This window comes from Aquabacterium sp., from assembly GCF_030652515.1.
Taxonomy (GTDB): domain Bacteria; phylum Pseudomonadota; class Gammaproteobacteria; order Burkholderiales; family Burkholderiaceae_C; genus Aquabacterium.
Map to the genome: position 1 here is coordinate 23024 of NZ_JAUSAR010000048.1, position 14397 is coordinate 37420.

Here is a 14397-nt window from a genome sequence, read left to right on the forward strand (position 1 = left end):
CGGTATATCGGAATGCGGAGAATGGAACTGAGGGCTGGGCATGAGATTTTTTGGAAAATTCAGAATCGGGCGAATTGAGCTTCGTCCAGTGATTCTTCGTTGGAAAAAGCAGCGCTGCTGGACGCGCGATTCAGGCCACTTGCTTTTTTGGGTGTGCCCCGGACTTTCGCCACGGGCCTGGCTGGGCTGGAGAATTTCCCCGGGTTGGCTGATGGCATGGAGGCCAGCTTGAAGAAAGACATGGTTTGCTGCAGTTGCTCGGCCTGGCTGCTCATCTCTTCGGCCGTGGCGGCCAACTCTTCCGAGCTGGAGGCGTTCTGCTGCGTGGTCTGACTCAACTGGCCAACGGCCGAGTTGATCTGGCTGACGCCGGAAGATTGCTCCTCCGAGGCGGCGGTGATCTCTTGCACCAGGTCCGAGGTCTTGCGGATGTTGGGCACCATCTCGTCCAGCAGCTTGCCTGCTTTCTCGGCCAACTCCACGCTGGAACTGGCCACGGTGCCGATCTCCTGCGCGGCGACCTGACTGCGTTCGGCCAGCTTGCGCACCTCGGCGGCCACCACGGCGAAGCCCTTGCCATGCTCGCCAGCACGCGCGGCCTCGATGGCGGCGTTCAGGGCCAGCAGGTTGGTCTGGTAGGCGATGTCGTCGATGATGCCGATTTTCTGGGCAATCTGCTTCATGGCCGCCACGGTGGCCTTGACCGCTTCGCCGCCTTCGGTGGCTTCGCCAGCGGCCTTGGTGGCCATGCCATCGGTGACCTTGGCGTTCTCGGTGTTCTGCGAAATGGACGCGGTCATCTCTTCGATGGATGCGCTGGTTTCTTCCACGCCAGCGGCTTGCTCGCTGGCCGATTGCGACAGTGACTGGGCGGTGGAGCTGAGCTCTTCCGAAGCACCAGCCAGGGCCTCGGCGCCAGCGTTGACCTCGGTCACCACCTGTGAAAGCTTGTTGACTGTGTTGTTCACGTACTCCTTCATCTCACCGAAGGCGCCTTCATAGGGCTTGTCGATGGACTGGGTCAGGTCGCCTTGCGACATGGCGCTCATCACGCGCACCACATCGTTGATGCTGGTGCCCGTGGTGGTCACCAACTGGTTCAGGCCTTCGCCCATTTCCTTCTGAAAGCCTTGCAGTCCATCCAGATCAATGCGCGCGTCAAAGTTGCCATGGTTGGCGGCTTCGACCACACTGCGCTGGCCATCAATCACTTGCTTGAGGCGGCTGACCATCTGCTTGACGGCGAACAGCATGCTGCTGTCGTCGTTCTTGGCAATGATCACTTCGGCCGACAGGTCGCCATTGGCCACCTTGGTCAGCAAGGCTGCGGCATAGTCTGGTTCGCCACCCAACTGGCGGCTGATGATGCGTGTGACGAGCAGACCCAATGCAATGGCCAGAACAACCGACACACCAACCACGGAGAGGGTCACCATCTTCGCGTAGGCTACTTGGGTGGTGGCCTGTTCATTGGTGGCCTTGGCCTGGGCGCTGAGCTCCTCGATGATGGCCTTCATCGTGTCTTCCATCGCGCGGGTGATCTTGCGGGTCTCACCGTTGCTCTGGTCGGTGGCCTCGGCGAACTTTCCGACCAGGGCTAGTTGAGCGACCTTTTCGCTCTCAGCCAGGTAGACAGGCAACTGGGCATCCAGTTCCTTGAGCAGGGCTTGTTCTTTGGTGCTGAGTACGGTGCTTCTGTAGGCCAGGATCGACTTGTTGAAGCCGTCGATGTAGGTCTTGGCACGCGTCATGGCCGCTTTGGCATCGTCCGGGTTCTTGATCGCCGTCAGGCGAACATAGCTTCGCGCATGCGAAGACAGCTTGAGGGCCGCATCAGAAATCTGCTCCAGGCACACCACATTGTTGTCATAGGTCGAGCTGAGCATGCCACCCAGCTCGGAGATTCGCGTCAGGCCATACACGCCGACAGCAGCCGTCAGGACGGAGCAGGTGAGGAAGGTCGTCAGCAGCTTGTGAGCCAGCTTCATGCGCAAGAACCAGTTCATGGTCGTGTTCCTTCGGGGTGTTCGTTGACGCTCAGTTCAACGCCAAAGCGCCGGTTTGCGCGGGTGCTTGAGCAAGCTGGGAGATCTCATCCATGGACAAGACGTGGTCTGCGTTGAGCAGGATCACGAACTTGCCTTTGACTTTGCCCATCCCATGGATGAAGTCGGTGCGGATGCGGGCGCCGAAAGCCGGGGCCGGTTCGATGTCCGAGGCCGCGATGTCCAGCACCTCGTTGACGGCATCGACGATCACGCCGATGACCTGGCTTTCCTGGTCAGCGGTTTGCACCTCGACGATCACGATGCACGTGCGCTTGGTCACATCTGACGATGGTCGACCGAAGCGTGCCAGCAGGTCCATGACAGGCACCACAGCGCCCCGAAGGTTGATCACGCCGCGAACGCAGTCGGGCATCATCGGCACCACCGTCAGGCTGTGGTACTCGATGATCTCCTTGACCGCCAGGATGCCCAGCGCAAAGACTTCGCCGGCCAGCATGAAAGTCAGGTACTGGGTGGGGTCTTGCGAGCCCAGGGCGGCGTGTGAGGCCGCTTGCGATGGGTTGGTTGTGGTCAGAGCTGTCATGACAGGCCTTTCAGAACGGTGAAAATTGGGACTCATCGGCTTCGGCATGTGCGAAAGCCGGTTGACTGGTCTTGCGAGGGCTGCCTGTCACCTTGGTGGCTGCAGCGCGGGGCTTGGGAGCCTGGCGTGACGCGGCAGGCATGCTGCGCATCGGCGTGCCATTGCCAGCCAGCTTGAAGAAGGACATGGCTTGCTGCAACTGCTCGGCCTGGCTGCTCATCTCTTCAGCTGTGGCGGCGAGTTCTTCCGAGCTGGAAGCGTTCTGCTGCGTGGTCTCGCTGAGCTGGCTCACGGCCGAGTTGATCTGTCCAACGCCAGACGATTGTTCTTCGGAAGCCGCGGTGATCTCTTGCACCAGGTCCGAGGTCTTCTTGATGTTGGGGACCATCTGGTCCAGCAATCGACCGGCGGTTTCGGCCAGTTCAACGCTGGAGCTGGCCACCGAGCCAATCTCTTGTGCGGCGACCTGGCTGCGCTCGGCCAGCTTGCGAACTTCGGCGGCCACGACGGCAAAGCCCTTGCCATGCTCGCCAGCCCGTGCCGCCTCAATGGCTGCATTCAGGGCCAGCAGGTTGGTCTGGTAGGCGATGTCATCGATGATGACGATCTTCTGGGCAATCTGTTTCATGGCGGCCACCGTGGCCTTGACCGCTTCACCGCCTTCAGTGGCTTCTGATGCGGCCTTGGTGGCCATGCCATCGGTGACCTTCGCGTTCTCGGTGTTCTGCGAGATCGAGGCGGTCATTTCTTCGATCGAGGCGCTCGTTTCTTCGACACCTGCAGCCTGTTCGCTCGATGCCTGCGACAGAGACTGTGCCGTGGCACTGACTTCTTCTGAAGCGCTGGCCAGCGCTTCAGCGCCGCTGTTCACCTCGGCAACCACCTGCGACAGCTTCTGAACCATGTTCTGCATGGCTTGCAGCAGTTGGGCTGTCTCGTCCTTGCCGGTGGCGTCGATGCGCACCGTCAGGTCGCCTTCCGCCAGCCGATTGGCGGCATCAACGGCCTTGCTCAGGGGCTTGGTGACGCCACGGCTGATGAAGAAGCCCAAGGCAATGCCGATCAACAGGCCGCCAGCAATGAAGCCGATCATCAGGGTGCGGCTGCTTTCGTACAGGCGGGTGGTCTCATCGGAGGCATCCTTGGCATTGCCCTCCTTCATCACGGTCAGTTCGGTCAGCATGGTGTCGAGCTTGTCGGCCTGAGTTCGGGCTGCATCCAGTGCGGCCTGCAAGGCCTCGTCCTGTTCCTGCAGTTTCTTGGCACTGGCCAAGGTCAGTGCCTTCTGCATGTCACGTTGATAGTCCGTCCAGACGAGGTCGAAAGAGGCCAGCAGGCTTTTGCCCTTCTCGGTGAAGAACAGCGGCTTGGCCTTATCTACAAAGTCTTTGGCGGACGCGCTGTACTTGGCGATGGAGGCTTGGTGCTTCTCACGCTCTTCCTGAGTGTGGGCCAGCAGGAAGTTGCCACGTGCACGGCCGATGTAGATCAGGTTGATGTTGGCCTCCTTGATGTAGGACAGCCCCAACAGCTCGCGGGCGTACATGTTGTCGGCCATGGTGTTGATCTTGCTGGTGTTGGATATGCCGATCAGGCCCACCACCAGGCTGATGCTGGCCACTAGCAGGAATCCTGCGATCAGGCGGACACCGATTTTGAGATTGCTGAACATGAAATACCCTCTGATTTATGAATGTGAAATGCCGTCTTCAAGCCGAGACGGAGGCTTTGTCACCCATTTGGGCGCCATTGGTTCTTTGCATCAACGCTGGCACATCCAGGATCAGGGCCACGTCGCCACTGCCCAGGATGCTGGAGCCACTGATGCCTTGCACTTGCGCGAACATCTTGGACAGGGGCTTGATCACGGTCTGCGCCTCGCCCAGCAAGGTGTCCACCACCAGGCCAAACTTCTGGCCTGCGTGTTTCACGACCACGATGTTTTCTCGTGAGCCCTTTTGTCCGTCCACATCAAACAGCTCGCGCAGGCGGATGAATGGCAAGACCTGGCCGCGCAGATTGGTGTAGTCGTGGCCTTCCTCGGCCGAGAACGCCACGCATTCTTCGATCATGTCCAGAGGCACCACAAAGACCGACTGCCCCACGCCCACCTGGAAGCCATTGATGATGGCCAGGGTCAAGGGCAGGCGCACGCTGACGGTGGTGCCCACGCCTTCGGCGCTGTTGATGGCAACGCTGCCGCGCAAGGCGGTGATGTTGCGCTTGACCACGTCCATGCCCACACCCCGGCCCGACAGGTTGGTGACCTGTTCTGCCGTGGAAAAGCCGGGCTCGAAGATCAAGCCATAGATCTCGCTGTCGCTCAGGGATTTGCCCGATTCGATCAAGCCACGCTCCAGGGCCTTGGCCAGGATGCGTTCGCGGTTCAAGCCACCGCCGTCATCACCCACTTCGATGACGATGCTGCCGGAGTCGTGATAGGCATTGAGCTTGACCGTGCCTTTGGCGGGCTTGCCCCTGGCGATGCGCACATCGGCCGCTTCAATGCCATGGTCGATGGCGTTGCGAACCAGATGCATCAGTGGGTCGGCGATCTTCTCGACGACGGTTTTGTCCAGTTCGGTGTCTTCACCGTTCACGATCAAACCGATGTCCTTGCCGATCTCGCGCGAGACGTCGTGCACCACGCGCTGGAAGCGGCTGAAGGTGCCGCCCACTTTGACCATGCGCAGTTGCAAGGCGCTGTCGCGCACTTCTTCCACCAGGTTGGCCAGCGTTGAGTGACTTTCCTGCAGCTCCAGGATGCGCGTGCTGCGGGCCACCAGGTTGGCGCCGGCGGCCGCGATGATCAGCTCGCCCACCAGATTGATCAAGTGGTCCAGCTTGTCGGCATCAACGCGGATGGACTGGCTCTCTTGTGCCTTGCTGTCCTTGCCTTGCTTTTGCTTGGTCAAGGCGGCTTCCACGACGGCGGGTTGAACACGGCCTTGCTCCACCAGGATCTCGCCGATGGGGGAGGCCTGTTCGGACCTGGCTTGCAGTGCCAGCGCTGATTCCAGCTCGTGCGCAGTGAGCGTGCCGCAGCGCACCAGGATTTCGCCCAGGCGCGCAGGGCCCTCGGGCAGAGCCTGGATCATCGCGATGTATTCGGAGGCCAGGCTGTTGGGCGGCACGATGTGCAGCAGGCAATCGTCCAGCACGAACTCGAAGGCGCCTTCGATGGCCCCTTTGGTCGCTTCGCTCTTGAACGAGATTTCAAAGCCCAGGTAGCAAGACTCAGGGTCCATCTCATCAGCCAGCGGCAAGCCATCGTGCAAGGTCACGATGCCGACGATCTCCCCCATGGTATTCAGGTAGCGGATGAACGACAGCGGGTCCATGCCGTTGCGAAGTACATCGCGGCCAAACCGCAGCGAAATGTGCCAGTTGTCGGTGTTGATGCCGTGGTGGCCCATGCGCGCAAAATCAGCGGGGTTGGTTTCAACCACCAAGGTTGCAGAAGGCAGGGCCAGCGAGGGCGAAGCCTCCAGGTAGACGCTGAGACGGGCTAGCAGCGGCTTGCCTGCTTGTGCCACGCTGGCATCGGGATCGGCGCGGGTGCTTTCGGTGATGTCGATCAACGTGCCGATGTGGTCGCCGCAAGACAGCAGCAAGGTCACCAGCTCGTCTTCGATGGCCACCTTGCCATCGCGCACGTGGTCCAGCACGCTCTCGACCACGTGCGTGAATTCCACGATCTGGTCCAGGCCGAACAGGCCTGCCGAGCCCTTGATGGTGTGCGCGGCGCGGAAGATCGCGTTGATGGACTCGGCGCGCTCCTCACCTTCGGTGTGGGCCAGTCCGAGCAGGGCGGTCTCCATGGCTTCCAGCATCTCGCGGCTTTCCACGATGTAGGTCTGTAGCGCTTGGTCGAGGTTCATAGTCGGTCTCGGTTCAGTGAACGGTCAATGGCAAGGGGTGTCAGCTCAGGCGGGCATGAGCAGCGGGTCGCCAAAATGCGCGGCCAGGTCCAGCAGTTCAAACACTTCCAGCACGGCGGGGCTGTGGTTCACCAACTTGACTTCGCAGGCGGTGGCCTGGCCCGTGGCCTTGGTCAGCATCAGCAACTGGATGCCGGCACTGTCGATCTCGGTGACGCCGTGCAGATCCACCTCCAGCGAGGTGGCGCCATTCAAGGCGTTCAGCAGCGTCTGCTTCAATTCGGCGGCACGGTAAATGGTCATCTCGCCCTCGATGGGCAGGCATGCGTTACTCATGGAGAACTCCCTTGATGCTTCTTATGGCAGAACCAGTTTTTGAACCACGCCCAGCAACTGGTCGGGCTTGAAGGGTTTGAGTACCCAGGCCTTGGCGCCAGCTTCCTGGCCTTGCTTCTTCTTCTCATCCTGCGACTCGGTGGTCAGCATGATGATGGGCGTGAACTTGTACGCGGCCAGTTGCTTGATCGCCTTGACCAGCGAGATGCCGTCCATGTTGGGCATGTTCACGTCGCTGATGATCATGTGGATCTTCTGCCCGGTCAGCTTGGTCAGCGCATCTTTGCCGTCGCAGGCTTCGATCACGTCGTAGCCAGCGCTTTTCAATGCAATGCTCACCACCACGCGCAGCGAGGAAGAGTCGTCCACAATTAGAATGGTTTTGGCCATGTTGTCCTCTAGAAAAACGTGATTTCGGTGTCGTCTTGGGTGGCTGCGGTGGCTTTGCTGCCTTGTTGGTGAACCGCACGCTCTTCTTTCATCGCGTAGGTTTTCTCCAGCTCGGCCAGCAGGCAGGCTGAATCCAGGGGCTGAAGCGCACCGTCTTGCTGGAACTGGGTACGGTTGTCGTCCAGCACCAGGGGCAGCCGTTCGATGTTGCTTTTCACGTGGCTCATGATCTGGCTGACACGGTCCTGGAACTGGAGCTGCACCAGGGCCTCCGAGATTTCGGCCTTGATGTCCAGGCTCTCGTCCTTGAGCAAATCGGTCGAGGCCACCAGCGTGTCGGTCACTGCGCGCAGTTGGCTCAGCACCGCTGTGATGGTGTCCTGCGAGCTGGCCATCGAGCGGCTTTCCTCCAGGTTGGAGGCTTCGGCGCTCTCACGGGTTTCGACAATGGCCGCGTTGATCAACGAGACTTTTTCGGTGATGCGCTTGCCGGTGTCACCAGACAGCGCCGACAACTTGCGAACCTCTTGTGCCAGCACCGAGAAGCCCCGGCCGTTTTCACCCGCGTGCGCAGCTTCAATCGCCGCATTGATGGCCAGCAGATTGGTTTGCCAGGCAATGCTGGCCACGTCGGAGGCCATTTGCTGCAGTTCGACGGTGAAGTGGTTCAGGCTTTGCACCTTCTCCAGCATCTGGGTCTTGCTGCTCATGGCCGATTCCATCGTGGCCACCACCGAGCCCAGTTCGCGCTCGCTCTTGGCAAAGACGGCGACCAGTCCACTTTCACTGTCGATGGAGGAGGTGGCCGCGCTGGTGGTGCGGACCGTGTTGTCCAGTTTGTCGACGATGCCGGAGAAACGTTGAGACAACTCCGAGATCGCGGTTTCCATCTGCTGGCGTGATGTTTCGATCTGCCCGGTCCACACTGGCGCCATGGTTTCGCCAAAGCGTTGGCGGCCATCGACATACGCCTGAATGGCTTGGCGCGATTCGCGCAGGTTGTGTGACATGCGCCAACTCGCGGCCAAACCGGTGCCGATCAGCAAAGGCGCGGTGACCCAGGCTGCCAGGGTTCCGCCGCTCAGCACGAGCGTGGCGACTCCGCCAAAAAATCCCAGGAGTGGGGGATACATCAAATAGGCTTTGATGTCTTGGTTGATGTTCATGTCCTGCCGGGCCCTGTGAGATTTGCTGAGAGCAGTGCGCCCCTCTCCCATGGTGGCCAATTCACGGCTGCCAAGAAGTGGGAAAAGATCGCTCCTCACAGGGCATATCGGGAGCTACCCGCCGTCACTTGAGCCCCATCGGCGAACAAGTTCACGGATATGCCGATTTCTACAGATGGTTTCCGAACGCCGGACCACCTGAGGTCAAAGCGGATCGCATGTCAAAATCCTGCCTGATACAAATGCAGGGATGGCATGAAAAAACTGACCGGGGGCGTGGCCAAGACCATGCTGGCGTTGATCGCGGTGCTGACGAGCTTGGGCGCTTGGGCCGTTTGGCATGGCAACCGAGACGTGGCGCCCGCCTCGATGATGGATCGGCAGCAAAGCTTCCAGCGGGCCGTGTCCTGGATGCGCGCGAATGAGGCGCAAATCATCAAGGAAGACAATGTCGCCCTGTGGTGGTTTGTCCAGGCGGCGGCTGAACGCACCGGAGATGAGTTTCTTCGAGGCTTGGTGTCGCGTTACCTGGCGACAGTCAGTACCGGTGAAGGACCTGCCGACCCCTGGAGGCGGATGTTGCTTCCAAAGACTGAGGTTGTGTTGGACATGGCCGCGGTCCGTTCGATGGAGCCGTACCAGAAGTTTTTTTACCATGCGCTCACTTGCCAAACTTTCTCGCTTGACGAGGGGCTGGATGACACCAATTCATTCCTCGAGAAAGACCAGTGTCATCCGCAGCCAACCCGGGTGTGGCTGGCTGACCCGGTGTGCACCACGCACCAGTTGGTGGGCGTGATGTTGCTTCAGCGCGTGGGCTGCAACCCCGAGGGGCATTTTCCTGAATTGGAGGCCAATCTTCTGAAGGACATCCACCGGCAAATGCAACTGGATGTGGTGGTCAAGGATGCTTACCTTCAGCGTGTGCTGATGCTGTCGTGGCGCGGCGGCCCGGATCAGGTCAAGCCCGTGTGGTTGCGCCGAGTTTTCCTGGCCCAGCAGGCCGATGGCGGCTGGGTTGGTGGGCGTCAGTTCCCCGAGTTGCCCCACTGGATTCAGCCGTGGGTGATCCGCTCAAAGCTGGCGGCGTGGTGGCCGACGCGCTTTTTCGCACGCAACACCTCTGATTTCCACGCGTCCGCCCAAGGGTTGTTGATCGCGGCCCTGGCGATGACGGCGCCTTCCGAGAAGTAGTGGTCGATGGCTTGACAACAGTGTCTGGGCCCTTGGCGGTTTTTGCCGAACAATTTACCATTCACGGTGAATGTTTCGAGCCCTGCGCCTGCAGTGGCAGGTCATGACTGGGCCCCGCTACCTGGGCATGCGGATTGCTGCCTTGTGCAAATAAAGTGCCCAATTTTCGCCCATTGCAATATGTGCAGTCGATGGCCATGGGCTTCTAACCTTTGTTTACAGCTCATTTGAATAATTGGTCACAATACAGCCCACGCCAGAAGTACCAGCATGAATCCGAAACCCAAGAAGCGCTCCGGCAACGACACCCAGATCACCCTCGGTGAGGGATGGCGGCAATTTGCCATGCCTCGCGAAGACCTCACGTTCATGGGCACCATCCGCCGTGGCATGGAAATCGGCGCCTTGGCGAAAGATCACGCGGGCGCCTACCTGCTGGTCAACGGCGACATCCGCCAAACCCTGAACAGCAGCCGCGTCGAGGCCAAATTGCGCTCGGCGGTGGTTCGTCACCCCAGGGTGCCGGTGGTCCAAGGGCCGACGGCAGCCGAGCGTGCCGCCGTGGTCGTCGTGGTGAAACCGCGCAGGCGCATTGTCGTTCCCAGCTGACCATTCCTTCGCATGGCATGGGTCATGCTTGCAGGGGCTATGATGCATCACGGGATTTCCCTGTGACAACGACTCAATGGAAAGCAGGTAGCCATGGTCAGGCTGAAGTTTTCCATCTCCTTGAACTACGAGATCAAGGACCCCACGGCTGATTTCATCTTCAATCTGCACGCGGCCCACACCCTCAATCAGACGGTGGTGCAGGAAACCCTCTACGTGAGTCAACCCGTGCCCTTGCAGCACGTGACCGACCACCTGGGCAACCGGTTCATGCGTTTGCGCGCGGGCCAGGGGCCGATGATGGTGCGTTACGAAGCCACGGTCGACATCGCCCAGGTTTTTTCATCGCCGGGCAGCTTGGGCGAAGCGCCCATATCGCAATTGCCCATGGCGGTATTGCCTTACATCTACCCGAGTCGCTACTGCCAGTCAGACCAGATGACGGCGCTGGCCACGCGCGAGTTCGGGCACCTGCGGCAAGGTTATGTGCGCGCCCAGGCCATCCACGACTGGGTGCAAGCGCACACCAAGTTCACGTCGATGAGTTCCAACTCAAGCACTTCGGCTCTGGACACGTTGAGCCAGCATGTGGGTGTGTGCCGTGATTTCGCGCATTTGATGATCGCCCTGTGCCGGGCGGTCAACCTGCCAGCACGCTTTGCCACCGGCATAGATTACGGCGCCGACCCGGCTCTGGGGCCCACCGATTTCCACGCTTATGTGGAGGTGTTCGTGGGGGGGCGTTGGTACATTTTTGACCCGTCTGGCACCGCCATTCCGATGGGCTTTGTGCGCATTGGCACGGGGCGTGATGCGGTGGACGTGGCGTTTTCAACCATCTTCGGCATGGTCACCTCGGAGCCTCCAGTGATCAGCATCATTGCGTTGACCGAGCCCGGCGCGCCCTGGCTCATGCCATTCCGGCGCACGGATGCTTTGTCGACGGCGGGTGAGCATCCGATGTGAGGTGGTGGCTGTCCCGTAGACTCTCGGCTTTCAGCGTTGACTCCGTGAGGCCCGCGTGTCGCATTCGCACCATCCGCATGACCACTCCCATTCGCACGACCATCACCATGATCATGGTCACCCGCATTCGCTGATTTTGTTCAGCCCGGCGGGCATTGTGGCCAAGGCACCCGCCGTCCGCCGCGCGGCCAAGCGCCTCAAAGCCCTTGGTTTCGAAACGCAGATCGATGAGTCGGCGCTGGCCAAGCACCAGCGCTTTGCCGGGGATGACGAGACTCGCCTGCAAGCTTTGCACCGCATCGCGAAAGCTGCGCCCTGCGTGGCCTTGGCCACCCGGGGTGGCTATGGTCTGAGTCGCGTGCTGGACCGCATCGACTGGGCCTTGATCGCTCAAAGCGTGGAGCAGGGCACCGCGTGGGTGGGGCACAGCGACATGACGGCCTTGCAATTGGCCGCCTTGGCCCATGGCGCCACCGGCCCCATGAAGGTGGCCCCCCATGTGTCTTCCGGCTTCTGGGCGGGCCCCATGGCCTGCGGCGACTTTGGCGATGACGAACTGCCCGACGGCGGCGACGACGTCACTCAGGAATGCTTTGTCGAAGCAGTGACCGGCCTGCTCGAAGGCGTGGGCTTCCGGACGGAGGCTGGCTTTGACGGCCTGGACGTGACAGGCCGTTTGTGGGGTGGCAACCTGTCCATGGTGCAGGCCTTGCTGGGCACGCCACATTTTCCCAAGGTCAAGGATGGCTTGCTCTTCCTGGAAGATGTCAACGAGCACCCCTACCGGGTCGAGCGGGCCATGCTGCAATTGCACCAGGCGGGCATCCTGGACAAACAGAAAGCCATCATCCTGGGCGATTTCACCAACTTCCGAAAGTCGCCGCTGGACCGGGGCTACAACCTCAAGGCCATGGTCGCTTATTTGCGCACCATCACCAAAACCCCGATCCTGACCGGCCTGCCGTTTGGCCATGTGCCCACCAAGTTATGCCTGCCCATCGGGCGCAAGGCCCAGATGGTGGCGCAGGGGCGTGATGTGTTCATGATGTGGTGACGCCGTGAGGGCGGCCTGGATGCTGGCGGTGCTCTGCCTGGCGGGCTGCAACAACAGCCCCTGGGAGACCGGTGCCGCGGCGGAGAACACCCTCTACTCGGCGGTCAAGGAAAGCTCGCCCCGCCACTTGGATCCGACCGCCTCTTACTGGGCGCCCGAGACGCCGTACACCTACCAGATCTACGAGCCGCTCTATGGTTACCACTATCTGAAGCGGCCCTACGAGTTGATTGGCAAGGCGGCCGAGGCCGTTTCCCAACCGCGCTACCTCGACAAGAACGGCCGGGATTTGCCAGGCGACGCCCCGGGCGATCAAATCGCCGAGAGCGTCTACGAGATCCGCCTCAAGCCAGGCATTTTGTTCCAGCCGCACCCTTGTTTTGCGCGCGATGAACAAGGGCGCCATCGCTACCACGCGATGAAGCCTGGTGAGCTGGGTGCGCGCTTCTCGCCCCTGCAGTTTCAGCACCAGGGCACGCGCGAACTGGTGGCCGAAGACTATGTCTACGCGCTCAAGCGGCACGCCACCACGCGCATCACCACACCCATTTTTGGCATCTTTTCCGAGCACGTGATCGGGTTGAAAGACTACCGGGCTTTGGTCAAGCAAGAGGATGCCAAGTTGCGTGCGCACCTGGACCCCGCCAGCCTGGACAAGCCGTTTCTGGATTTCAGGCAATGGCCGCTGGCCGGTGTCACTGCACCTGAAAAGCACCTGCTGCGCATCCGCCTCAAGGGCAAGTACCCGCAATGGAATTACTGGATGGCCATGACCTTCACGGCGCCCATCCCGTGGGAGGCCGATGCGTTTTACGCCCAGCCCGGCATGGCCACCGTGGGCTTGAGCCTGGACACCTGGCCAGTGGGTACCGGGCCTTACATGATGGTCGAGTTCATCAAGGACCGCCGCCACGTGCTCAAGCGCAATCCCAACTACCGAGGCGAGCCTTACCCTTGTGAAGGCGCGCCCGGCGACAAGGAAGCCGGCTTGCTGGACGATTGCGGCAAGAAGACGCCTTTCATCGACACCTTGGTGTCGACCGTGGAGCGCGAGGCCGTGCCCCAACGGGCCAAGTTCCGCCAGGGCTACTATGACATCGAAGTGTTCGAGCGCACCGACACCGGCATGGACTACCTGGTGGCCAAGCAGGACTCCGAGGAGATTCGCCGCGAGTACGACGCCAAAGGGTTTCGCCTGGACCGCCTCAACGGCGTGGACAGCTACGAGATCGGCTTCAACATGTTGGACCCCGTCATTGGCCATGGCAAGACGCCCGAGCAGCAAACCCGCAACCGCAAATTGCGCCAAGCCATCTCCATCGCCATCGATTGGGACGAGTACTCCAAGATCTTTCCCAGCAAGGCGGGCATCTCGGCCATGGGGCCTTTGCCCAAAGCCATTTTTGGCTCACGCGAAGGGACGCTGGCTGGTGTCAACCTCATCACGCACCGGATCGTGGATGGTCAGCCAGTGAGGCGTTCAATTGAAGAGGCCAAGAAGCTGATGGTGGAGGCCGGCTACCCCGATGGCCGCGATGTGAAGACGGGCCGGCCACTGGTGCTCAACTACGACTTCTATGTGCTGCCCACGCCCGAGCGCAAGGTCGAGATCGACTGGGTGGTGCGCCAGTTTGCCAAGGTCGACATCCAGCTGGAGGTGCGTGCCACCGACAACAACCAGTTCCAGGACAAGGTGCGCAAAGGCAAGCACCAGGTGTTTTGGCAGGGCTGGGTGGCCGACTACCCCGATGCGGAGAACTTTCTGTTCCTGCTCTATGGCCCCAATGGCAAGACGCGTTCCGATGGTGAGAGCTACGCCAACTACGACAACCCCGTCTATGACCGGCTGTTCTCCAAGCTCAAGCTGATGGCGGATGGCCCCGAGAAGCAGGCGGTCATCGACCAGATGGTCAAGATCGCGCAAGAGGATGCGCCCTGGAGCTTCGGCTATTTTCCGCATGCCTCGGCCGCGGTTCAGCATTGGGTCTACAACTCCAAGCCCTCGCTCATGGTGCGTGATCATGGACGTTACTTGCGCCTGGACGTGGTCGAACGCCAGCAGCGCCAGGCGCAGTGGAACCAGCCGGTCTGGTGGCCGGTGGTCTTGGCGCTGATCGGCCTGGCCGCAGTGGTGGCATGGCTCCTTCACAGCCTGAAACGTCGCGAGCGCATGACCGCGCGCGGCGACCTCCTGACCTGAGCCCAGGCG

At 60.8% G+C, this 14397-nt stretch carries 12 protein-coding genes; 5 read left to right on the plus strand and 7 right to left on the minus strand.

Translation table 11 applies throughout. From position 1 onward, the window contains the following. Positions 1–59: 59 nt before the first annotated feature. Genes Q7V20_RS06405 through Q7V20_RS06435 form a run of 7 tightly spaced genes read right to left on the minus strand, consistent with a single transcriptional unit; the run spans position 60 to position 8365 of the window. Positions 60–2006, minus strand: coding sequence for a methyl-accepting chemotaxis protein (locus tag Q7V20_RS06405; protein WP_304788358.1), 1947 nt, complete (start codon positions 2004–2006; stop codon positions 60–62). A 31-nt stretch (positions 2007–2037) separates the two neighbouring features. Then, entirely contained in the window at positions 2038–2592 is a 555-nt protein-coding gene (locus Q7V20_RS06410; protein ID WP_304788360.1) for a chemotaxis protein CheW, read from the minus strand. Positions 2593–2602: 10 nt separating this feature from the next. Continuing rightward, entirely contained in the window at positions 2603–4264 is a 1662-nt protein-coding gene (locus Q7V20_RS06415; RefSeq protein ID WP_304788362.1) for a methyl-accepting chemotaxis protein, read from the minus strand. Between the two features lie 37 nt (positions 4265–4301). After that, the gene (locus Q7V20_RS06420) at positions 4302–6473 is read right to left on the minus strand and encodes a chemotaxis protein CheA (RefSeq protein WP_304788364.1); all 2172 of its coding nucleotides are present in this window, start codon (positions 6471–6473) and stop codon (positions 4302–4304) included. Between the two features lie 45 nt (positions 6474–6518). Then, positions 6519–6809 carry a lipid asymmetry maintenance protein MlaB gene (locus Q7V20_RS06425; protein ID WP_304788366.1) on the minus strand — a complete coding sequence of 97 codons (291 nt, stop codon included), beginning with the start codon at positions 6807–6809 and terminating at the stop codon, positions 6519–6521. 21 nt (positions 6810–6830) lie between these two features. Further along, positions 6831–7199 (minus strand): response regulator, encoded by a 369-nt coding sequence (locus Q7V20_RS06430; protein ID WP_304788368.1) that lies wholly within the window; start codon positions 7197–7199, stop codon positions 6831–6833. A gap of 8 nt (positions 7200–7207) precedes the next feature. Further along, the gene (locus tag Q7V20_RS06435; protein ID WP_304788370.1) at positions 7208–8365 is read right to left on the minus strand and encodes a methyl-accepting chemotaxis protein; all 1158 of its coding nucleotides are present in this window, start codon (positions 8363–8365) and stop codon (positions 7208–7210) included. Between the two features lie 255 nt (positions 8366–8620). Here Q7V20_RS06435 and Q7V20_RS06440 point away from each other — a divergent pair, with 255 nt between their 5' ends. The 5 genes from Q7V20_RS06440 to Q7V20_RS06460 all read left to right on the plus strand — a co-directional run bounded on the left by Q7V20_RS06440 (position 8621) and on the right by Q7V20_RS06460 (position 14388). Continuing rightward, positions 8621–9559: a hypothetical protein gene (locus tag Q7V20_RS06440; RefSeq protein WP_304788372.1), complete on the plus strand. Its 939-nt coding sequence runs from the start codon at positions 8621–8623 to the stop codon at positions 9557–9559. 270 nt (positions 9560–9829) lie between these two features. After that, positions 9830–10168: a hypothetical protein gene (locus Q7V20_RS06445; RefSeq protein ID WP_300550397.1), complete on the plus strand. Its 339-nt coding sequence runs from the start codon at positions 9830–9832 to the stop codon at positions 10166–10168. A gap of 93 nt (positions 10169–10261) precedes the next feature. Beyond that, on the plus strand, positions 10262–11134 hold the full coding sequence (locus tag Q7V20_RS06450) for a transglutaminase family protein (RefSeq protein ID WP_304788374.1): 873 nt from the start codon (positions 10262–10264) through the stop codon (positions 11132–11134). A 55-nt stretch (positions 11135–11189) separates the two neighbouring features. Beyond that, positions 11190–12188 (plus strand): LD-carboxypeptidase, encoded by a 999-nt coding sequence (locus tag Q7V20_RS06455; RefSeq protein WP_304788376.1) that lies wholly within the window; start codon positions 11190–11192, stop codon positions 12186–12188. A 19-nt stretch (positions 12189–12207) separates the two neighbouring features. Next, positions 12208–14388, plus strand: coding sequence for an ABC transporter substrate-binding protein (locus Q7V20_RS06460; RefSeq protein WP_304788378.1), 2181 nt, complete (start codon positions 12208–12210; stop codon positions 14386–14388). The last annotated feature ends 9 nt before the right edge of the window (positions 14389–14397 follow it).

Coding starts and splice junctions, on each gene's coding strand:
- Q7V20_RS06445 (WP_300550397.1), top strand. CDS start 9,830: ATGAATCCGAAACCCAAGAAGCGCTCCGGCAACGACACCCAGATCACC.
- Q7V20_RS06440 (WP_304788372.1), top strand. CDS start 8,621: ATGAAAAAACTGACCGGGGGCGTGGCCAAGACCATGCTGGCGTTGATC.
- Q7V20_RS06405 (WP_304788358.1), bottom strand. CDS start 2,006: ATGAACTGGTTCTTGCGCATGAAGCTGGCTCACAAGCTGCTGACGACC.
- Q7V20_RS06410 (WP_304788360.1), bottom strand. CDS start 2,592: ATGACAGCTCTGACCACAACCAACCCATCGCAAGCGGCCTCACACGCC.
- Q7V20_RS06430 (WP_304788368.1), bottom strand. CDS start 7,199: ATGGCCAAAACCATTCTAATTGTGGACGACTCTTCCTCGCTGCGCGTG.
- Q7V20_RS06415 (WP_304788362.1), bottom strand. CDS start 4,264: ATGTTCAGCAATCTCAAAATCGGTGTCCGCCTGATCGCAGGATTCCTG.
- Q7V20_RS06435 (WP_304788370.1), bottom strand. CDS start 8,365: ATGAACATCAACCAAGACATCAAAGCCTATTTGATGTATCCCCCACTC.
- Q7V20_RS06420 (WP_304788364.1), bottom strand. CDS start 6,473: ATGAACCTCGACCAAGCGCTACAGACCTACATCGTGGAAAGCCGCGAG.
- Q7V20_RS06425 (WP_304788366.1), bottom strand. CDS start 6,809: ATGAGTAACGCATGCCTGCCCATCGAGGGCGAGATGACCATTTACCGT.
- Q7V20_RS06450 (WP_304788374.1), top strand. CDS start 10,262: ATGGTCAGGCTGAAGTTTTCCATCTCCTTGAACTACGAGATCAAGGAC.
- Q7V20_RS06460 (WP_304788378.1), top strand. CDS start 12,208: ATGCTGGCGGTGCTCTGCCTGGCGGGCTGCAACAACAGCCCCTGGGAG.